We start from the raw sequence: 18,232 nt of genomic DNA on the forward strand, positions 1-18,232 counted from the left end.
ATGGCTTTTATTGCGAAGGTCCGTCATCCCGGCCCCCTTTGGGCTGCGGGAAAGGAAGCACACGCATGCGCACAGCACCGCTCACCGACCCGGCCCCGTCCTCCGCCGCCTCCGCAGCCCACTGGGCCGTCGGGGAGATCACGGTCCACCGCATCGACGAGACCCCGCTGCCGGCCCCGACCGGACCATGGCTGCTGCCGGCCGCCACGGCGGACGTGGTCGCCGAACACGACTGGCTGCAGCCCGACTTCGCCGGCACGGACGGCGTCCTGCGCCTCGACAGCCACAGCTTCGCGCTGGTCGTGGACGGACTGCGCGTCCTCGTCGACACCGGGATCGGCAATGGCAAGACGAGGTCGAACCCGGCGTGGCACAACCTCCGCACCGACTACCTCGCACGCCTCGCAGCCGCCGGATTCACCCCCGGGAACGTCGACCTGGTCGTGCTCACCCACCTGCACACCGACCACGTCGGATGGAACACCCGGCAGGCCGGCGGCGCGTGGGTGCCGACCTTCCCCAACGCCCGCTACCTCACGGCGAAGACGGAATACGACTTCTGGGCCGCGTACGACATGGACGAGGCGCGGCGCGGCATATTCCGCGACTCCGTCCTCCCGGTCGAGGAGGCGGGACTGCTCGACCTGATCGACGTGCCGGACGAAGGGATCGACGTGGCCGACGGCCTGCGCCTGGTGCCCGCTCCGGGGCACACCCCCGGGCACGTCGCCGTGGAGGTGAGCAGCGCAGGCGCGTCGGCCCTCATCACCGGGGACTGCATCCACCACCCCGTCCAGCTGGCGCACCCGGAGATCGGCAGCTGCGTCGACACCGACCCCGTGCAGGCGGAGGCGACCCGCCGCACGCTGCTCGCCCGGCTCGCCGGCACCGGTGCCCTCGTCCTCGGCACGCACTTCCCCCTGCCGACCGCCGGGCGCGTGGTCGGCGAGGGCGACGCCTACCGGCTCGAGGCTGTGACCGGCCACACCCGGCCCGGCGTGGCCTGAGGGGCTCCTGCCTCGCGTGCAGGCTGCGTTCGCGGCAGGTCAGCGGGTGGTGCCGAAGCCCTCCACGGCCTCCTGCGCGAGGCGGCGTGCGTACTCGGCGGTGAGCCCGTCGGGGCGGAACAGGATGCGGTACATCATCGGTGCCACGACCCGGTCGAGCACGGTCTCGGTGTCGGGAGCGTCCTCGCCGCGCTCCGCGGCCCGGGCGAGAATGGTGCTGACCTGCTCCGCCGCGTAGGCCGAGCACTGCCCCGCGTTGTCGCCGTCGGGGTCTCCCAGCAGAGCGTCGCGGATGTAGGCCCGTCCCGTCGGGGCCGCCATTTCCTCGAGGAAGTGCTCGGCCCAGCTCTGCAGGTCGTCCAGCAGTTGGCCGCGGTCCTCCGGGGGAGTGTCCGGGCGCAGGTGCTCGACGGCGACGTCCGAGAGGAGTTCCTGCAGGTCGCCCCAGCGGCGGTAGATCGTCGAGGGAGTGACCCCGGCACGGGCTGCCAGCAGCGGAATGGTCAGTTCTGCACGCCCCACCTCGGCCTGGAGTTCGCGAACGGCGGTGTGGACCGCCTGCTGGACCCGTGCGCTGCGGCCCCCTGGGCGAACCATCGGCTTGCGACTCATGCGAACAGCTTAAAGCAAATTTCTTGCATCAGTCTGTGCGCGATCCGGCGGTCCCGGAGCGGGGCGGCGAGGTGCAGCGCCGCCCCGCCGCGCGCTTCAGTGCCCTGGAGCCGCCGTGCCCGCTGCTGCGCCCAGCGCCGTGCGCAGTGCGGCGGCGAAGTCGGCCGGGTGCGTCAGATAGCCCACGTGCCCGCCCGGGAAGTCGGCGACATCGCTGCCGGTGTGCTCCGCCAGGGTCCGTGTGACGCGGTGCATGAGCGTCTTGGGCCCCTCGCCGCCGATCACCAAGGCGAACGGTGCCGTGCGCAGCGCATCGACGTCGGGCCGGAAGCGGGTGAACGAGCGCAGTTCGTACGCCAGGCACGTCTCCATGTTGCCGTGGATGCGCGCCAGCATCTCCCGGACCGGTGCCGGAAGGCCCGAGGCCGACGACGCCGGCGGCGGTCCCTCCACGCCGATGGCGGCACCGAACCTCTGCATCGCGACGTCGGTGCCGGCCTGTTCGTAGAGCTCGTACACCTCCTGGCAGAGCGCGTGCCACTCGTCCGCGTCGGGGAGCAGGTCGATCACGAACGGCTCGTGCGCGACCAGCGCCCGTACCCGGCCGGGGTGCCGGACCAGGAGGTCCATGCCGACCATGCCGCCGTAGCTGGTGCCGAAGACGTACGCCGGTTCACCGGCGGCCACCGTGTCCAGCAGCAAGTGGGCGTCGCGGGCGTGCTCCTCGATCCGCTGCGCGGCGGGGGAGCCGGTGAAGCGGCTACGGGAGTTGCCGCGGGGGTCGTAGGTGATGACGGTGTGGTCCGTTGCCAGTGTGCCGGCCAGCGGGCCGAACATGGCCGCGTCACCGTCACCGCCGTTGACGAGGAGAAGGGGTGGGCCCGATCCGCGTACTTCGTAGTAGATCTCGGCCCCGGGTGCGGTCATCATGCCTGTCTTCATAGGACTTCAGAGTGCACCGCCGCCGGGGTGCCGGGCAATACCCCGGAAAAGCCGCTAACCGGGCTCTCCAGAACAGAGGTGCTCCGCAAGAACAAGATCCGGCCAGTCTTCCCGTTGCGGCGACATGTGGAGTACCCATGAAGGAGGGCGACCGCCGGACCGGTCGCAACGGAAAACGGGGAGGCATCCGATGCACGTGAAGCCCTCGGAAAGCGGCTGGTACATCGACGAGCGCTGTACGAACTGCGACGTCGCACGGCAGCTCGCGCCGGACCTGGTCGGCGAGGCCGACGGCCGGTCGGTCCTCCTCCGGCAGCCACGGAACCCCGCCGAGACCGCACAACTCGACGCCGCGGCGCACGCCTGCCCCACCCGGTCGATCCGCCCGACCTCACGCCGCCTGGACGCGTCATCGGACCCCTACCCGATGCCCCTGGACGATACCGGCACCGTGTACTTCTGCGGCCACAACTCCCCGCGCACCGCGGGCGCCAACTCCTACCTGCTGCGGCGACCTGACGGCACCCTGATGATGGTGGACACCCCGCGCTGGGGCCCCGCACTCGCCGCACGCTACGCGCAACTCGGCCCCGTCACCGACGTCCTCCTCACCCACCGGGACCACGCCGCACACGGCCGCCGCTACGCCGACCACTTCGGCGCCCGGCTGTGGATCCACGAGGGCGACCTGGACGCGGCCCCGGACGCCGACCGGGTCCTGCGGGGCATCGAGCCGGTCGGCATCGCCGAAGGAGTGACCGCGCACCCGCTGCCCGGGCACACGCGCGGCAGCGTGCTGTACCTCGCCGACGACCGGTACTGCTTCAGCGGCGACAGCTTCTACTGGTCGCGCACCACGGCGGATCTGGAAGTGGCCCACAGCGTCACCTGGTACTCCATCGAGGAACTGGCCGCGTCCCTGGCCCGCACGGCCGGCCGCCTGCGCTTCGAGTGGGTGCTGCCGGGCCATGGCGACCGCCGCCGCCTCCCGGCCGATGCCATGGCCCGACGGCTTCGGGACCTGACTGCCCGCGCCGGTGAACTCCGCCCCCGCCCCATCGACTTCGCTGCCCTGCGCTGGTGAAACAGCCGCCGGCAGACGCCCGTTCCCCGATGCGAGGAGGCCCTGGGCGGTCTGGACGACAAGGGGGATTCGTGATCAGGTGGCGGGCATGAGCTCCTTGATACGCCATATCACCATCGACTCCGCCGATCCCTATGCCCTGGCAGCGTTCTGGGCCAAGGCCCTGGACGGTTCGCTCGGTGACGACGACCACCCCGGAGACCCGGAGGCCGCCGTCACGAGCACGGCGGGTTCCCTGCTCTTCGTCAAGGTCGATGACCGCAAGACGGTGAAGAACCGCGTGCACCTGGATCTCCAGCCCCAGGACCGAACCCGGGACGAAGAGGTCGAGCGCCTGCTGTCCCTCGGCGCTGTGATTCAGGGCGACCACCGCAGGGCCGACGGCTCGGGCTGGGTGACGCTCCACGACCCCGAGGGCAATGAGTTCTGCGTCGAACGCAGCGCGGCGGAGCGATCGAAGGGCTGAAGGGGCGAAGGGCTGAAGGGCTGAAGGGTCGGCCTTTCGGGGCCCCGCTGCGGCCGGCGTCCGCGCGGGGCCTCAAGCCCGTGGGCCGGGCACCGGGCCCGGCTCAGTCGAAGTCCTCGAACGCGGGGCGCCGGCCTGCGCGACGCCGTACGAATCCGCGCCGGCCGGCGAGCAGGGCGATGCCCGTCCACCCGACGACGCCCGTGACGAGAGCGGCGAACTGCCCGTCCGGGTCGACGTCGGAGGCCGCTTCCAGCGGGACGACGCCCTTCGGGTCGCTGATGACCTCGACCCGGTCACCCACCTTCCACTGCGGGTGGTCTCCGTCGTGGTTCAGGGTCTCCTTGAGCTCGCCCGACCGGCCGGTGAGAGTGAAGCGGTGGTTCGACCCGTTGTCGGCGGAGATGCGGACGGTCTCGCGGATGCCCCTCTCGTCGAGCGTGGACTCGGGCGCGTACTGCACCGAGCCCACGAGCACGAACACCGCCGGCAGGAAGGAGAGGAAGGCGAGCCACCAGGCGCAGTGGAGGACGCGCAGGACGAGCGCGAAGACGCCGCACCCGATGAGTCCGGTGATGATCGGGATCAGGTCCGTGCCCAGCGCGACGTACGAGATTCCGGTGTTGACCGCGGCGATGATCCAGCCGAGCCCCACCACGACGAAGGTGAACAGAAGGTACGAACCCCTGTCCACTGCCCCGCCCTGCGATTTCTTCATGTCCACTTCAGCCACCGAGGCAGCATAGGCAGCCGACCCGCGAGGGGTGCCTACTGGGGGGCAGGGCAGCGTGCGCACTGCGCCATCCGCACCACCTGCGCCCCGTGCAGCGACCCGTGTGCCCCGTGCAGCAACCCGGCGGGCCCCGTCTCCGGGGCCCGCGACTGTGCATCAGCCGGTGGCAGCGCCGAACCACCGCGGCAGGTGCCCGAGCAGGTCCTGCTGGTCTTCGCCGACCCACGCCACGTGGCCGTCCGGCCGCAGCAGCACCGCGGGCACGTCCAGTTCCTCGCTGACGTCGACGACGTGGTCGACCCGGTCGGCCCAGCCCTCCACCGAGAGCCGGCCGGTCCGGTCGAGCAGCAGACCGCGTCCGCCGTGCATCAGCCCGTAGAGGCGGCCCCGCTTCAGCTGCACGTCCCGCATGCGCCGGCCGAGCAGTTCGTGGCCCTCGCCGAAGTCGTAGCGGACCCCGACCGCGGTGATCATCTCGGTCACGTACCGGTTGACGACCTCGAATTCCAGCAGCTCCGAGAACAGCTCCTTCAGCGCCATCTCAGCCGGACCGGTCCTCAGCAGGACGCTCTGCGCGCGGGTGTTGAGCACGACGCGGGCGCCCACCGGGTGCCGTTCCGCGTGGTAGCTGTCCAGCAGCCCCTCCGGGGCCCAGCCGCCCACCTCGGCGGCCAGCTTCCAGCCGAGGTTGAACGCGTCCTGGACACCGAGGTTGAGCCCCTGCCCGCCGATCGGCGGGTGGATGTGCGCCGCGTCGCCGGCCAGCAGCACCCGGCCGACCCGGTAGCGCTCGGCCTGCCGGGTGGCGTCGCCGAAGCGGGACAGCCAGCGCGGCGAGTGCACGCCGAAGTCGGTGCCCGCGACCTCCCGAAGCCGCTGCTTGAGCTCCTCGAGGGTCGGCGCGGCACGGTCCTCGGCCACCCCGTCGGCGGGCACGATGACGCGGTACGTCGTCCCGTCCGGGTTGGGGACGACGCCGAACCGTACGTGGGTCTTGCTGATCTCGGCCACCACGGCGGCCACCGTCGCCGGATCCTCGGTCAGCTCCATGTCGCCCAGCAGCGTCTCGACCGTGGGGGGCTCACCGGGGAAGCCGACGCCGAGCAGCTTGCGCACCGTGCTGCGGCCGCCGTCGCAGCCGACGGCGTAGCGCGAGCGCAGCTGGGTGCCGTCGGCCAGCTCGACGGTCACCCCGTCCTCGTCCTGGCTCAGCCCGGTCACATCGCAGCCGCGCCGTATCTCGGTGCCGAGTTCGACGGCGCGCTCGCCCAGCACGCGCTCGGTGACCGGCTGCGGCATGGCGAGGCCGTACGGGTGCGCGGTGTCCATCCGGTCCGGCCACGGCGTGGGGAAGGCGGCGAACGGACCGCCGACCGTGAACGGCTCGCTGACCTCGCGGAACCGCTCCAGCAGGCCGCGCTGGTCCATCACCTCGACGCTGCGCACGTGCAGACCACGCCCGCGGGACTCCGTGGTCGGCTCCGCCAGCTTCTCCAGCACGACCACGTGCACACCGTGCAGCCGCAACTCGCCGGCCAGCATCAAGCCGGTCGGGCCGCCGCCGACCACGATGACGTCAATCATGAATCCCCCATCAAGCAAAGATAAATGTAACAACGTTAGATTTCGGCCGGCTGCGCGGGCGGTCCGGGTGTGGCCCTGCACCGCCGACGCCGCGTGATCCGTACGTGGACAACAGCACACGTACTTCGTGGATCTGTTATTTCCGCAGGCTCTGGCCGAGGTTGATGATTGTGCAGTACGAACGGGGCCTTGTCGCAAGCCCCCTGGTGCGCTATAAATTAAGAGTGGCAAGGAGCGGGTGTTTCCCCTTGCCTATTGACGTCCACTACGGGTGGGCAACCCTCCTCGCCAAGACACGAACTGCCGTCGTCGCCAACCGCCTTGGCCGGAAGCTGCGTATCCACGCGCGGCGCGTGCACGGTTTCCGCCCCCGGCCACAGGGCTTCCCGGAAAGCCGGTCCGTGAACCAGGATGTGCAGCCACGGGAAGCACGTAAAGGAGCCGGTCACCGGCCCCGGCGGCCTCACCGGCCGGGACCCGCCGGCCGCGGGCGCCGGAGGCCGGCACCCGGCACCGGAGCGCGTCCGCCCGTACGACCCCGGTACGAGAGACCTGTCAGGAGAATCGGCATGCACACCGCCCCCCGGCCCCCCTCCCCGTCCGCCCCCGTCGCCCCGCAACTGGACGCCGTCGTCGTCGGGGCCGGCTTCTCCGGCCTCTACCAGCTGTACCGGCTGCGCGAACTGGGCCTGCGCACCCGCGTCTTCGAAGCGTGCGAGGACATCGGCGGAACGTGGTACCGGAACCGGTACCCCGGCGCCCGGTGCGACGTCGAGAGCACGTCGTACTCCTTCTCCTTCTCTCCCGAACTGGACCAGGAGTGGGAGTGGAGCGAGCGGTACGCGACGCAGCCGGAGCTCCTGCGCTACCTCCATCACGTCGCCGACCGTTTCGACCTGCGCAAGGACGTCACCCTGCAGACCCGCGTGACCCGGGCGGTGTACGACGAGAGCGGACACGTCTGGCAGGTCACCACCGACACCGGGGAGACGGTCACCGCACGGTTCGTCGTGCTGGCCACCGGCTGCATGTCGGCCGTCAAGGAACCGGACATACCCGGAGCCGGCACCTTCGCCGGCAGAGCCCTGCACACCGCCGACTGGCCGCACGAGGGCGCCGACCTCACCGGCAGACGGGTCGCCGTGATCGGTACCGGTTGCTCCGGCGTCCAGGCCATCCCGCTCCTGGCCGAACAGGCCGCCGCACTCACGGTCTTCCAGCGCACGCCGGTCTACGCGCTGCCCGCCCTGAACCGGCCGCTGTCCGCAGCGGAGAACGCCGAATTCAAGGCCCACTACCCGGAGTTCCGCGCCGCCCAGCGGCGGTCCCGCGGGGGCACCGTCTTCGAGCTGCCGACCCGCTCGGCCCTGGAAGTGGACGAGGCGGAGCGCACGGCCACCTATGAGAAGGGCTGGGAGACGGGCCTGCTCAGCGGCCTCCTGCGCACGTACACCGACATCCTCGCCGACCGGGCCGCCAACGAGACCGTCGCCGAATTCGTCCGCTCCAAGATCCGCTCGATCGTCACCGACCCGGCCACGGCCGAGACGCTCTCGCCGCGCACCTTCCCCTTCGGTACCAAGCGTCCCTGCCTGGACACCGACTACTACGCCACCTACAACAAGCCGCACGTGAACGTCGTGGACCTCACCGAGACGCCGATCGTGGAGATCACACCACGGGGCATCAAGACCTCGGACCGGGAACACGCCGTCGACGTCATCGTCTTCGCCACCGGCTTCGACGCCATGACCGGATCCCAGGTCGCCGTGGACATCGTCGGCAAGGGCGGCACCACCCTCAGGGAGAAGTGGGCCGACGGCCCCCGCAACCACCTGGGCGTGCTCTCGGCCGGGTTCCCGAACCTCTTCACCGTCATCGGACCCCTCAGCCCATCGGTGCTCAGCAACGCCGTGGTGTCCATCGAACAGCACGTGGAGTGGATCAGCGACTGCATCGCCCACCTGCAGAAGAACGACATCACCGAGATCGACGCCACCCCGGGCGCGGAGGAGGAGTGGTGCGCCCACGTCGCCGACCTCGCCTCCCGGACCCTCTACCCGGACGTCGCCTCCTGGTACACGGGGGCCAACGTGCCCGGCAAGCCCCGGGTGTTCCTGGCCTACACGGGCGGCGCGGACCGCTACCGGGCGGAATGCGACGCCGCCGCCCGGGACGGGTACCGCGGTTTCGTCCTGTCAGGCGCCGCCGACTGAGGGGCCTGCTCCCCGGCCCCCGGTGTCGCTGCTCCTGATCAGTCCGCGCGCGGCGGCATGGCCGCCAGCGCAGCCTTGATGATGTCTCGGGCCTCCGACTCGCAGGCAGGGTGCTTGGTGCCGTCCAGGTAGACCCGGATCACGAGGTTGCCGTCGCGGACGTTGAGCCGGCAGGGCTTCCGGTCGCTCTCGTAGGCCGACGCCGCCGACCAGTACGCCTCGTCGCCGATGCCGAGGCCGGTCTCGCGGCGCTCGCCCTTCGCTCTGTCGGCGAATTCGCGGCGCTGGCGTTCCGTGCCGTTCTCGTCGGGGTCCGAGCGTCGCAGCTCCCAAGAGACGTCCGCGCTGGGAAAGGAGTTCCAGCCGTCCGCCTGGGGCTGGTCCTTGTCGAACCAGAAGCACTGGGTGGATGCCGTGGGCGTCTGCTCCCTGTAGAAGTCCTTGTCCTTCCTCCGCTCCTCCCGCAGCGGAAGCTTGGGCACTGCCTCCGGACACACCGGCATCGTCACGTACTTGTCCGGAGGGCCGCCGCCCTCGTCTTCGCGCAGGAGCAGGTACGCGCCCACGCCGAGCCCCGCCGCAAGCACCGCCCCCGCCGCCGCCCACGCCACGGGGCGGCGGGTGCGGTGCCGGCGGGGTGGCGAGGAGGGAACACCGTACGTGGTGAGCACGACCGTCCGCGGGACGGCGGGGGAGTGGTCGGTACGGGACAGGAGCGCCGTGCGCTCGGGATCGCCGTCGAGCAGTCCCTGGACCCGGGCCCGCTGCTCGTCGACCATCCGGTGCACGGCGGGCGGCCACGGCCGGGCCGCCGGGGTCACCGGGCCGAGGAGGCCGAGGAGTTCGGCCGGCGTGGGCCGGTCGGCCGGGTTCTTGGCCAGGCAGCGGACCACGATCCCGTGGAGGGCCCAGGGGATGCCGCTCAGGTCGGGTTCGGTGTGGACGAGGTTGTAGAGCGTCTGGAGGGCGGAGGTCCCGGCGAACGGGCTGCGGCCGGTCGCCGCCAGGACGAGGACTGAGCCGAAGGAGAACACGTCGCTCGCCCCGGTCAGCTCCCGGCCCTCCGCCTGTTCGGGGGACATGAACGGCGGCGAGCCGACCACCGATCCCGTACCGGTGAGTTCGGTGGCGTCCCCGGTCTCTGCCGCCCGTGCGATGCCGAAGTCGATGACCCGGGCGCCGTCCTCGGCCAGCAGGACGTTCTCGGGCTTGAGGTCGCGGTGGACGAGACCGGCACGGTGGATCTCGTCCAGGGCCGTCGCCAGGCCCACCGCCAGGCGGTGCAGGGCCTCCGGGGGGAGCGCGCCCGCGCGTTCCACGGCCGCTCCCAGCGAGGGGCCGGCCACGAACACCGAGGCGAGCCAGGGCAGCTCGGCGTCCGCGTCGGCGTCGAGGACGGCCGCCGTGTACGCGCCGGACACTCTCCGCGAGGCCTCCACCTCCCGCCGGAAACGGGCGCGGAAGCCGTCGTCGGCCGCGTGCCGCGCGTGGACGAGCTTCACCGCCGCCGTCCGGCCGTCCGGCGCGACGCCGAGCAGGACGCGCCCCATGCCGCCCCGGCCGAGTTCGGTGAGGAGGAGGTACGGTCCGGCCTTCTCAGGCAGCGGGTGCGGCGCGTTTCCGGAGACGCTCACAGGGCCTTCACCGCCGCCACGGCCTGCCGGGCCATGTCCTTCGTGAGGTCCTCGCACGCGCCCTTCGGGTAGTGGACGCCGCTGACCGTGATGAACAGGGACAGGTTGCCGTCCCGGGCGTACAGCACGCAGTTGCTCTCGGTGGAGTTCCTCAGCCACATGCCCTCCTCCGCGAAACCGAGACCGGAGTCGCGTGGGGTCTTGGAGCGCATGTACATGCCCTCGTAGTGCTTCTTCGCCTGCTCGGCGCCGGTGGGACCGCCCGCGCGGGAGCGGTAGAGGTCCCAGTTGATGTCGATCTTGTCGCCGGAGCGGGTGTGCCAGACACAGCTGGTCGACGGATGCGTGTGTCCGTCAGCATCGGACTGCTGCCACACCTTGTCGGGGAAGTTGCCAGTGGCTTCGTCGAAACCGTCCGGGGCCTTCATGCTGCTGCGGACCTGCACACAGGTGGGGACCGTCTTGGTGTACTTGTCCGGCACTTGGGCGAGCGGGGTCGAGCCGGGGGTCGGAACGGGCTCGGGAACGAAGGTGTAGTACACGTTGTCCGGGCCGACCGCCAGGACCGTGGCCGCCACCGTCACGAGCGTCACGCCCACAACGATGGCGGCGGTCAGCCACCGGGGGCGGCGGCGCGGGGCGGGATCGCTTGCCGGCGCCGCGGTGGTCGAGGGGATCGGCCCGGCTGTGGCGGGCGCGGGCAGGGGCGGCGGCGCTGGCAGGGGTATGGAGGCGGCAGTGGCGGGCGGGGCTCCAGGACCTGCCGCGGCCGCAAGCCGGGCTGCCGAGGCCCGGCGGTCGGCGATCTGCTGGTACACCGCCTCGGGCCAGGGACGCGCGGAGGGGGCGAGCGGGCCGATCAGATCGAGGAGCCGCGCGGGACTCGGCCGCACGGCCGGGTCCTTGGCCAGGCACGGCTCGACGATCAGGCGCAGCCGGGGCGGTACGGAGTCCAGGTCGGGGACGTCGTGGGCGACGGCGTGCATGAGCGCGAGCGGCGAGTTGCCGGCGAACGGAGTCCGGCCCGTAGCGGCCATGACCAGCGTGACGCCGAGGGAGAACACGTCACCGGCCGGGCCCGGCTGCTCGCCCCGGACCTGCTCGGGCGACATGAACGCGGGCGAACCGATCACCGCGCCCGTGTGGGTCAGCTTCGTCTGGTGGTCGGCCGCGCGGGCGATGCCGAAGTCGACGACGCGTACGCCGTCCTCGGTCAGGAGCACGTTCGACGGTTTGAGGTCCCGGTGCACGAGCTCTGCCCGATGGATGTCGGCGAGCGCCTGGGCGAGCCCGGCGCCGAGCAGCCGTACCGCCTCCTCGGGCAGCGCGCCGCCCGCCTCCAGCGCCTCGCTCAACGACGGCCCCGGCAGGAAGAGCGAGGCGAGCCACGGCGTGGCCGCGTCCGGGTCGGCGTCGACGACCGGCGCGGTGTAGGCCCCGGACACGCGTCGCGACGCGTCCACCTCCCGCCGGAACCGCGAACGGAACCCGGGATCCTCCGCCAGATCGGCGTGCACCCGTTTGACGGCCACGAACCGCCCGTCCGGTGCCACCCCGAGCAGCACCTGTCCCATGCCGCCCTGCCCGAGCACCCCGACCGTCCTGAACGGCCCCACGTGCGTCGGTCCGTCCACTCCCAGCATCCGCATGCCGAATCCGTCCTCCCCCTGAATGCGTAGGGATCATAAGACGCGGCGGGCTTCTTGAGGGGGCGCGGGGGGCTCCGGCCGGGAAGCGGCAGGTGGGTCAGACGGCGTCGAGTGCCGGGGCGATGACGGCGAAGGCGCGGTCGATGAGCTCGGTGGGGTCCTCACCCCCGTCGCTCTCGCTCCACCGGTGCAGCACGGTGTCGAAGGCGTTGAGCGCCATCCCGGCGGCCAGCCGCGGGTACAGGTCCGTGTCGGGGTCGAGCCCCAGGCGGTGCGTCAGCTCCGCCGCGAGGTCGTCGCGCCACTGCGCCTGGCGTTCCAGGAAGCGTGCGTGCAGGGCTGGGGTTCGCAGGATCAGCTGAACCACGCGCAGGGCCCTGTCGGCGTGGTCGGCGTGGTCCGTGCAGGCGGCGATGGGGACTGCGACGGCGGACCGGAGCGCGGCGGAGGGGCGCTCATCGGCGGAGCGGGCCGCGAGCTCCGCCCGCATGCCGGCGCCCATGTCGGCCAGGAACTGGACGACCACGTCCTCCTTGGACGCGAAGTAGCGGAAGAACGTGCGCTTGGAGACGCCGGCGGTCGTCGCGATCTCGTCGATGGTGACCGCGTCGAATCCCTTCGACGCCAGTAGTTGCAGCGCTGCTTCGGTCAGCTCGTTCGAGACGAGCCGGCGCTTGCGCTCGGCCATGCTCACTTCGGGGCGGGAACTCACCGGACGATGGTAACGCCATGCCCTTCATGTCACTCAGTGACACCTTGACGCCAAGTGACATGCACAGCAATCTGTGTCGCATGACGAATCAGAGGCAATGGACTGCCGAACAGATCCCGGACCAGGCTGGACGGGTGTTTGTGGTCACCGGTGCCAACAGCGGCCTCGGCCTGGCGACCACCCGGGCGCTCGCCCGCCGGGGTGGGCACGTGATCCTCGCGGTACGCGACGAGGAAAAGGGCCGCCGGGCGGTCGCCGGCATAACCGCCGAACAGCCGGGTGCCGGCCTTGAAGTGCGCCACCTCGACCTGGCCGATCTCGACTCCGTCCGGGCATTCGCCGAGAAGCTGCACGCGGACCATTCCCGGCTGGACGTGCTCATCAACAACGCCGGCGTGATGGCACCACCCCGGACGCTGAGCGCGCAGGGCCACGAGCTGCAGTTCGCCTGCAACCACCTCGGCCACTTCGCGCTGACCGGCTTGCTGCTCGACCTGCTGGCCGCCGGGCGCGACCCGCGCGTGGTCACGGTGAGCTCGGTCAACCACCGAAAGGCACACCTCCGCTTCGACGACCTCACCGGCGAGCGCAGCTACTCGCCCATGGGCTTCTACAACCAGTCGAAGTTCGCCAACGCCGTATTCGGGCAAGAACTCCACCTGCGCCTGACCCGGGCCGGCAGCCCCGTCCGCAGCTTGCTCGCCCACCCCGGCTACACCGCCACCAACTTGCAGACGAGCGCGCCGATCGGCCTGTGGCGGCTCGTATTCGGCACCATCGGCAACCCGCTCCTCGCCCAGCCCCCGGCCCGCGGGGCACTGCCGCAGCTGTATGCCGCGACCGACCCGAGTGCGGAGGGCGGTCAGTTCATCGGGCCGGACGGCATGGCCGAACTGCGCGGCGGCCCGACGCGGGTGGAGCTGGCCCCCGCCGCCGCGGACAGCGAGACGGGTCGCCGGCTGTGGGAGCTGTCGGAACGGCTGACCGACGTACGGTTCGCGCTTCCGGCCGCCCGCGCCTGACGAACTCTCGCGAACGACTCCGTCCTCGGGCGAAGGAGAACGGAAACCGACCGCACGCTCCAGGAGACGACGCCGTCCGATTCCCGCCGGAAACAGCAGCACGGAGTGGCCAGGCTTGGCGCTATGCATGACACAGACAACACGTTGCTCAGCTACTTCGACACTGCATCCGAAGGTTTCGGTGACCGGCTGCGGGCGGTACCGGACGGCCGCTGGGAGGACGCCACGCCGTGCACTGAATGGAACGTGCGTCAGCTGGTCAACCACATGATCCTGGGGAGCCGCATCTACACCTCGCTGCTACGTGGCGGCAGCAGCGCGGAGTTCATGGCGGAGCTGCACCAGGACGTGCTCGACGGGGACCCGGCGACCACCTACCGGGATGCGGTGGCCGAGTGCCGGGCGGCGTTCCGCGCCGCCGGTGCGTTCGACCGGATCGTCGACTACCCCTTCGGCCCCGTCCCCGGCCGGCAGTTGCTCGGCCTGTACGTGGTGGACGCGATCACCCACACATGGGATCTCGCCCGCGCGATACGACTCGACGAGCGGCTCGATGCGCCCACGGTGCGCTGGATCCTCGACAGCTTCGAGTGGATCTATCACGGCGTCAGCGAGAGCCCCATTGCGGACAGCGACCGCTATTACGGGCCGCCGACGCAGGTGCCTGCATCGGATGCGTCCGAGCAGGACCGTCTCCTCCACGTGATGGGGCGCAAGCCGTAAAGCCGGGCATCGACGGGGGCCGCCGACCGGCCGCTGCTGCTCGCCTCAGCAAGCGGTCCGCGCCGAAGTGATCCGAAGATCTGGCCGGAAGTCCATGGCAGAGCCGGCAGAGCACGGGTGCGTCTACGGCGGGCGGCGCGGGCGGGTTGATCGGCCGGCGTCTCGCGGGGTGCGTCCTCGTGCAGGTCCTCGTGCGGGCCCTTATGCAGGTCCGTGTGCAGATCCGTCATGGCCGTCGCCTCCTCCCGGCCTTCCTATACCGACCCGCCCTGTTGTGCCAGCCTGCGGACCAGCCGGATCAGGGAGGCGCGCTCGGCCTCCGGGTCTGAGGGACCGCCGAAGATCATGCGGACGGCCTGGGGGACGGTGAACCACCAGGCGGCCAGGGCCAGGACGGCGTAGAAGAGTTCCTCCGGATGCAGGCCGGTGTCCAGCGCTCCGGCGCGTTGGGTCCGGGCGAGCGCTGCGACGCGCGAGCCGTAGGTGGCGGTCCGCTCCGGTTCCTTGAGCGCGGGGCCGCCCCGGTCCTGGAGGCCTTCCCAGTGCAGCAGGCGGATGAACTGCGGTCGGGCCCGGTGGTAGTCGTAGAGCAGACCGGCGTAGTGGCCGAGATCCTCGGCCTGCTCGGCGGTGAGAGGGATGGTCGTCGCGATGCGCTCGAGCTCCGTCTCCAGCACCTGCCCGAAGAGCCGTTGCTTGTTGCCGAAGTACTGGTAGATCCGCTCCTTGTTCACGCCGGCGCGGGTGCCGATGCGTTCGATGCGGGCGCCGTCGAAGCCGTGCTCGGCGAATTCGTCGACGGCCGCGTCCAGGAGGGCTTGTCGGGTGCGTGCGGTGTCCCAGGCCATGCGTCGATCATACGTGACTCCAACCAACCGTTTGGAGATTGCTTGAAAGTTAAGCTAATCTCCAAACGGTTGGTTGGAATTTGATCGCCGAGGAGTCTGCACCCATGTCCGAGCCCGAGCCCACCCCCGCCGCCGCACCCCAGGTCGGCCCGCCGCCCCGTCACCACATGGCCCTGATGATCTGGGTGTCGGTCTTCCCCACGCTCACCCTGCTGGAGCTGCTGTTCCACGAGTGGCTCAAGCGCCTCCCGCTCGTCCTGCAGACGCTCGTGCTCAGCGCGTGCGTCGTCCTCACGGTGGTGTACGTCCTGATGCCCCGACTGCAGCGACTGCGGGCCCGGCTGCTCACGCGTGCCACCCGCTGACACCGCACGTCGTGGCGCATGAGCAAGCCCCCGCCGCATGACGTGCGGCGGGGGCGGGACGGCAGAGGGACGCCGCGCGGGCCGACGGCAACTTGCCGACGGCCCGCGCGGTCAGGAAGGGGTCAGGAGGACGCGCCGAAGTTCTGCGTCCACCACGGGCCGTTCGACTTGAAGTTGATGCCCACGCCGATCTCCTTGAAGGAGCAGTTCAGGATGTTGGCGCGGTGGCCGGGGCTCTTCATCCAGCCGTCCATCGCCGTACGGGCGTCCTTGGGGCTCTTGAAGATGTTCTCGCCGTACGTGCTCCAGCGGTACCCGGCGGCGGTCATGCGGTCGCCGGGGCTCTTGCCCTCCGGGCTGGTGTGGGCGTAGTAGTCGCGGGCGGCCATGTCGTCGGAGTGGCCCTGGGCAGCCGCCTGCAGCTTCGTGTTGATGGTGAGCGGGGAGCAGCCTGCCTTCGCGCGCTCCGCGTTGACCATGTCGACGACCTGCTGCACGTGCTTGCCGTTCGCGCCGCCTGCCTGGGCGCCCCCACCGCCACCGCCGGCCGGGGGCTTGCGGGCGCTGCCGGAGCCGTTGCCGCTCCCATGGCCCGTCGAAGGGGCCTCCTTGGCCTGGGCCGGGGACCGGCCGCCCGGCTTGTCCCCGGCCTCCGTCCCTGCTTCGGTCTTGACCCCGGCCCGGTCCTTCTTCTCCTGCTCCCGGTCCTTGCCCGCGGCCGCCGAAGCGCTTGCGCTCGCGCTCGGGGACGCGCTGCTCGCGCTGGGAGCCGACGAAGCGGCCGCCGCCACGGAGGGATGTTCCTTCAACGCCTCGGTGGGCCGGTCCGTGGCCGACGCGGACGGCGCAGCCGCGTCCGTACGGGTCTCCCCGCCGCCCGACAGCGACTGGGCCACGCCGTACCCGCCGCCCACGACGGCTATCAGACCCACCGTCCCGCCTATGACCAGCGCCCGTCGGGGGCGCTTGCCACGGGCGGCCCGGCGCCGGCGCGGGCCCGGGGTGCCGTCGGACGCCGGGTCGGACATCGGGGTCTCGAGTTCACGATTCATGCGGATCACTTCCGGTGCGGTGTCACTGAGTGCTGGTCCAACACTCAGGAGACGGCGCGACCGGGACTCGATAACAAAAATTTCTGAACGTGTTCGTCCCAGTCCCTCAGGCCGCGGGGCGTAGGGCCTGAGCCCCGGTTCCGCACTCGTGCGCGGAGGAAACCGGTCGCAACGGGGACCGGGCGCTGCTAGCTTGCGGCCGTGGATCTCTTCTCACGTTCTTGGACAGCACTGCGTACAGCGGTCGCCGAACTCCCGGACGAGGACTTCGCGCGGCCGTCCGGCTGCACCGGCTGGCTGGTGCGGGACCTGGTGTGCCACCTGATCATCGACGCCCAGGACGTCCTGATCACCCTCGTGACCCCCGCGGAAACGGAACCGACCCGGGACGCGGTGACCTACTGGAACGTCGAGGACCGACCGCCGACCGGCGAGGACCCGCTCGACGCGCTGACGGTCCGTCTGGCCGCCGCCTACGAAGAGCCTCGGCTGCTGAAGTTCCACCTCGACGACCTCGGGTCCGCCGCCGGTCGCGCCGCCGTACTCGCGGATCCCGCCCTCCGGGTCGGCACCCGCGACGAGGTCCTCACCGTGGCCGACTATCTTTCCGTATACGTCCTGGAATGGACGCTGCACCACCTCGACCTGATCGCACACCTTCCGGACGCGGCGGACCCGCCCGCCGAGGGGCTCGCGGGAGCACGCGAGCTGCTGGAGAGGATCGCCGGTGCGGCGTTTCCCCCGTCGCTCTCCGACAAGGACGCACTGCTGATGGGCACCGGCCGGCGCGCCCCGACCGAAGAGGAGAAGGCCGAACTGGAGAAGGCCGACCTGGGGGAGCTCGCCGCGAAGCTCCCGCTTGTCCTCGGCTGACCGGTCGGCAGTACCCCGAAGCGACGATCGACGCTGCGACCGAATCGCCCCGACGAGGGTTCGGCCGTTCGAGCACTCCCGGGCCGTGACTACCCGTCAGGGCGCGTCTCATCGATCTGGCGACGTCGGAGCTCCTAACATATGCCCACGGCCGGTGAGCCCGCCGGTCTGGTCCTTTCCCGGCGCCGGGGCCGCTGCACGTTCCACGATCCGAACACCGAACCCCTTGAGCGCGTCGCGACCCGATGGCTCAGGCCCGATGCACCGGAGAGCACCCATGAAGATCCACCTCTCCAGCGTCTTCGTCGATGACCAGGGCAAGGCCCTGCGCTTCTACACCGACGTGCTGGGCTTCGTGAAGAAGCACGACGTCCCGCTGGGCGAGGACCGGTGGCTGACCGTGGTCTCGCCGGAAGATCCCGACGGGACCGAACTGCTGCTTGAGCCTTCCGGCCATCCCGCGGTGCAGCCGTACAAGACGGCGCTGGTCCGGGACGGCATCCCGGCCACCTCTTTCGCCGTGGACGACGTACAAGCGGAGTTCGAGCGGCTGCGCGAACTCGGGGTGCGCTTCACCCAGGAGCCGCTGGAGATGGGCACGGTCACCACTGCGGTTTTGGACGACACCTGCGGCAACCTGATCCAGATCGTGCACAGCAAGTAGGGCGCCAGGGCCGGCCCAAGCGCCGGCCCTGGCGCCCGCCGCTGTC

18 protein-coding genes are annotated in these 18,232 nt (G+C 71.0%); 9 read left to right on the forward strand and 9 right to left on the reverse strand.

Features of this window, described 5'->3' with window-relative positions:
* The first annotated feature begins 65 nt into the window (after nucleotides 1-65).
* Nucleotides 66-1,007, forward strand: a complete 942-nt coding sequence (locus AS857_RS01195) for an MBL fold metallo-hydrolase (protein ID WP_058041193.1) — start codon at nucleotides 66-68, stop codon at nucleotides 1,005-1,007.
* 39 nt (nucleotides 1,008-1,046) lie between these two features.
* Here the strand turns inward: AS857_RS01195 and AS857_RS01200 are convergent, their stop codons facing one another.
* Both AS857_RS01200 and AS857_RS01205 read right to left on the reverse strand, forming a co-directional pair.
* A complete protein-coding gene (locus AS857_RS01200) occupies nucleotides 1,047-1,619 on the reverse strand; it encodes a TetR/AcrR family transcriptional regulator (RefSeq protein WP_058041194.1) in 573 nt (190 codons plus the stop codon).
* A gap of 96 nt (nucleotides 1,620-1,715) precedes the next feature.
* On the reverse strand, nucleotides 1,716-2,549 hold the full coding sequence (locus AS857_RS01205) for an alpha/beta fold hydrolase (protein WP_058041195.1): 834 nt from the start codon (nucleotides 2,547-2,549) through the stop codon (nucleotides 1,716-1,718).
* Between the two features lie 202 nt (nucleotides 2,550-2,751).
* Between AS857_RS01205 and AS857_RS01210 the strand changes: the two genes are divergently transcribed.
* Both AS857_RS01210 and AS857_RS01215 read left to right on the forward strand, forming a co-directional pair.
* On the forward strand, nucleotides 2,752-3,645 hold the full coding sequence (locus tag AS857_RS01210) for an MBL fold metallo-hydrolase (RefSeq protein WP_058041196.1): 894 nt from the start codon (nucleotides 2,752-2,754) through the stop codon (nucleotides 3,643-3,645).
* Between the two features lie 88 nt (nucleotides 3,646-3,733).
* Nucleotides 3,734-4,111 (forward strand): VOC family protein, encoded by a 378-nt coding sequence (locus AS857_RS01215; protein WP_058041197.1) that lies wholly within the window; start codon nucleotides 3,734-3,736, stop codon nucleotides 4,109-4,111.
* A gap of 103 nt (nucleotides 4,112-4,214) precedes the next feature.
* Here the strand turns inward: AS857_RS01215 and AS857_RS01220 are convergent, their stop codons facing one another.
* Both AS857_RS01220 and rox read right to left on the reverse strand, forming a co-directional pair.
* On the reverse strand, nucleotides 4,215-4,844 hold the full coding sequence (locus tag AS857_RS01220) for a hypothetical protein (RefSeq protein WP_245699526.1): 630 nt from the start codon (nucleotides 4,842-4,844) through the stop codon (nucleotides 4,215-4,217).
* A 156-nt stretch (nucleotides 4,845-5,000) separates the two neighbouring features.
* Nucleotides 5,001-6,428: a rifampin monooxygenase gene (rox, locus tag AS857_RS01225; protein ID WP_058041199.1), complete on the reverse strand. Its 1,428-nt coding sequence runs from the start codon at nucleotides 6,426-6,428 to the stop codon at nucleotides 5,001-5,003.
* A gap of 569 nt (nucleotides 6,429-6,997) precedes the next feature.
* Here rox and AS857_RS01230 point away from each other — a divergent pair.
* Nucleotides 6,998-8,644: a flavin-containing monooxygenase gene (locus tag AS857_RS01230; protein ID WP_058041200.1), complete on the forward strand. Its 1,647-nt coding sequence runs from the start codon at nucleotides 6,998-7,000 to the stop codon at nucleotides 8,642-8,644.
* A gap of 38 nt (nucleotides 8,645-8,682) precedes the next feature.
* Here the strand turns inward: AS857_RS01230 and AS857_RS01235 are convergent, their stop codons facing one another.
* From AS857_RS01235 to AS857_RS01245, 3 genes are all read right to left on the reverse strand, one after another.
* Nucleotides 8,683-10,278 (reverse strand): serine/threonine-protein kinase, encoded by a 1,596-nt coding sequence (locus AS857_RS01235; RefSeq protein ID WP_058041201.1) that lies wholly within the window; start codon nucleotides 10,276-10,278, stop codon nucleotides 8,683-8,685.
* Entirely contained in the window at nucleotides 10,275-11,927 is a 1,653-nt protein-coding gene (locus tag AS857_RS01240; RefSeq protein ID WP_058041202.1) for a serine/threonine-protein kinase, read from the reverse strand. The genes AS857_RS01235 and AS857_RS01240 overlap by 4 nt, the downstream gene beginning before the upstream one ends.
* Nucleotides 11,928-12,024: 97 nt before the next feature.
* Nucleotides 12,025-12,615: an acyl-CoA-like ligand-binding transcription factor gene (locus AS857_RS01245; RefSeq protein WP_079109966.1), complete on the reverse strand. Its 591-nt coding sequence runs from the start codon at nucleotides 12,613-12,615 to the stop codon at nucleotides 12,025-12,027.
* A 104-nt stretch (nucleotides 12,616-12,719) separates the two neighbouring features.
* On the opposite strand from AS857_RS01245, the gene AS857_RS01250 reads away from it, so the two are divergent.
* Together AS857_RS01250 and AS857_RS01255 are read left to right on the forward strand one after the other, a co-directional pair.
* Nucleotides 12,720-13,661 (forward strand): oxidoreductase, encoded by a 942-nt coding sequence (locus tag AS857_RS01250; protein WP_058041204.1) that lies wholly within the window; start codon nucleotides 12,720-12,722, stop codon nucleotides 13,659-13,661.
* A 123-nt stretch (nucleotides 13,662-13,784) separates the two neighbouring features.
* Nucleotides 13,785-14,384, forward strand: a complete 600-nt coding sequence (locus AS857_RS01255) for a TIGR03086 family metal-binding protein (RefSeq protein WP_058041205.1) — start codon at nucleotides 13,785-13,787, stop codon at nucleotides 14,382-14,384.
* Between the two features lie 254 nt (nucleotides 14,385-14,638).
* On the opposite strand, the gene AS857_RS01260 is transcribed toward AS857_RS01255, so the two are convergent.
* Complete coding sequence (locus tag AS857_RS01260; protein ID WP_058041206.1) at nucleotides 14,639-15,232, reverse strand: TetR family transcriptional regulator; 594 nt, start codon at nucleotides 15,230-15,232, stop codon at nucleotides 14,639-14,641.
* A gap of 104 nt (nucleotides 15,233-15,336) precedes the next feature.
* Here AS857_RS01260 and AS857_RS01265 point away from each other — a divergent pair, with 104 nt between their 5' ends.
* Nucleotides 15,337-15,597, forward strand: coding sequence for a putative antibiotic biosynthesis monooxygenase (locus AS857_RS01265; RefSeq protein WP_058041207.1), 261 nt, complete (start codon nucleotides 15,337-15,339; stop codon nucleotides 15,595-15,597).
* A gap of 122 nt (nucleotides 15,598-15,719) precedes the next feature.
* On the opposite strand, the gene AS857_RS36700 is transcribed toward AS857_RS01265, so the two are convergent.
* Nucleotides 15,720-16,649 (reverse strand): CAP domain-containing protein, encoded by a 930-nt coding sequence (locus AS857_RS36700; protein WP_063278411.1) that lies wholly within the window; start codon nucleotides 16,647-16,649, stop codon nucleotides 15,720-15,722.
* 201 nt (nucleotides 16,650-16,850) lie between these two features.
* Here AS857_RS36700 and AS857_RS01275 point away from each other — a divergent pair, with 201 nt between their 5' ends.
* Nucleotides 16,851-17,522 (forward strand): maleylpyruvate isomerase N-terminal domain-containing protein, encoded by a 672-nt coding sequence (locus tag AS857_RS01275; protein ID WP_058041208.1) that lies wholly within the window; start codon nucleotides 16,851-16,853, stop codon nucleotides 17,520-17,522.
* 277 nt (nucleotides 17,523-17,799) lie between these two features.
* Nucleotides 17,800-18,186, forward strand: a complete 387-nt coding sequence (locus tag AS857_RS01280) for a VOC family protein (protein ID WP_058041209.1) — start codon at nucleotides 17,800-17,802, stop codon at nucleotides 18,184-18,186.
* The last annotated feature ends 46 nt before the right edge of the window (nucleotides 18,187-18,232 follow it).

Origin of the sequence: Streptomyces roseifaciens, assembly GCF_001445655.1 — a bacterium.
Lineage (GTDB): Bacteria > Actinomycetota > Actinomycetes > Streptomycetales > Streptomycetaceae > Streptomyces > Streptomyces aureoversilis.

Bases quoted from the DNA above. Each gene is read 5' to 3' on its own strand.
- AS857_RS01255 (WP_058041205.1), top strand. From the start codon at position 13,785: ATGCATGACACAGACAACACGTTGCTCAGCTACTTCGACACTGCATCC.
- AS857_RS01205 (WP_058041195.1), bottom strand. From the start codon at position 2,549: ATGATGACCGCACCCGGGGCCGAGATCTACTACGAAGTACGCGGATCG.
- AS857_RS01260 (WP_058041206.1), bottom strand. From the start codon at position 15,232: ATGGCCTGGGACACCGCACGCACCCGACAAGCCCTCCTGGACGCGGCC.
- AS857_RS01250 (WP_058041204.1), top strand. From the start codon at position 12,720: ATGACGAATCAGAGGCAATGGACTGCCGAACAGATCCCGGACCAGGCT.
- AS857_RS01240 (WP_058041202.1), bottom strand. From the start codon at position 11,927: ATGCGGATGCTGGGAGTGGACGGACCGACGCACGTGGGGCCGTTCAGG.
- AS857_RS36700 (WP_063278411.1), bottom strand. From the start codon at position 16,649: ATGAATCGTGAACTCGAGACCCCGATGTCCGACCCGGCGTCCGACGGC.
- AS857_RS01280 (WP_058041209.1), top strand. From the start codon at position 17,800: ATGAAGATCCACCTCTCCAGCGTCTTCGTCGATGACCAGGGCAAGGCC.
- rox (WP_058041199.1), bottom strand. From the start codon at position 6,428: ATGATTGACGTCATCGTGGTCGGCGGCGGCCCGACCGGCTTGATGCTG.
- AS857_RS01230 (WP_058041200.1), top strand. From the start codon at position 6,998: ATGCACACCGCCCCCCGGCCCCCCTCCCCGTCCGCCCCCGTCGCCCCG.
- AS857_RS01200 (WP_058041194.1), bottom strand. From the start codon at position 1,619: ATGAGTCGCAAGCCGATGGTTCGCCCAGGGGGCCGCAGCGCACGGGTC.
- AS857_RS01245 (WP_079109966.1), bottom strand. From the start codon at position 12,615: ATGGCCGAGCGCAAGCGCCGGCTCGTCTCGAACGAGCTGACCGAAGCA.
- AS857_RS01265 (WP_058041207.1), top strand. From the start codon at position 15,337: ATGTCCGAGCCCGAGCCCACCCCCGCCGCCGCACCCCAGGTCGGCCCG.
- AS857_RS01215 (WP_058041197.1), top strand. From the start codon at position 3,734: ATGAGCTCCTTGATACGCCATATCACCATCGACTCCGCCGATCCCTAT.
- AS857_RS01210 (WP_058041196.1), top strand. From the start codon at position 2,752: ATGCACGTGAAGCCCTCGGAAAGCGGCTGGTACATCGACGAGCGCTGT.
- AS857_RS01195 (WP_058041193.1), top strand. From the start codon at position 66: ATGCGCACAGCACCGCTCACCGACCCGGCCCCGTCCTCCGCCGCCTCC.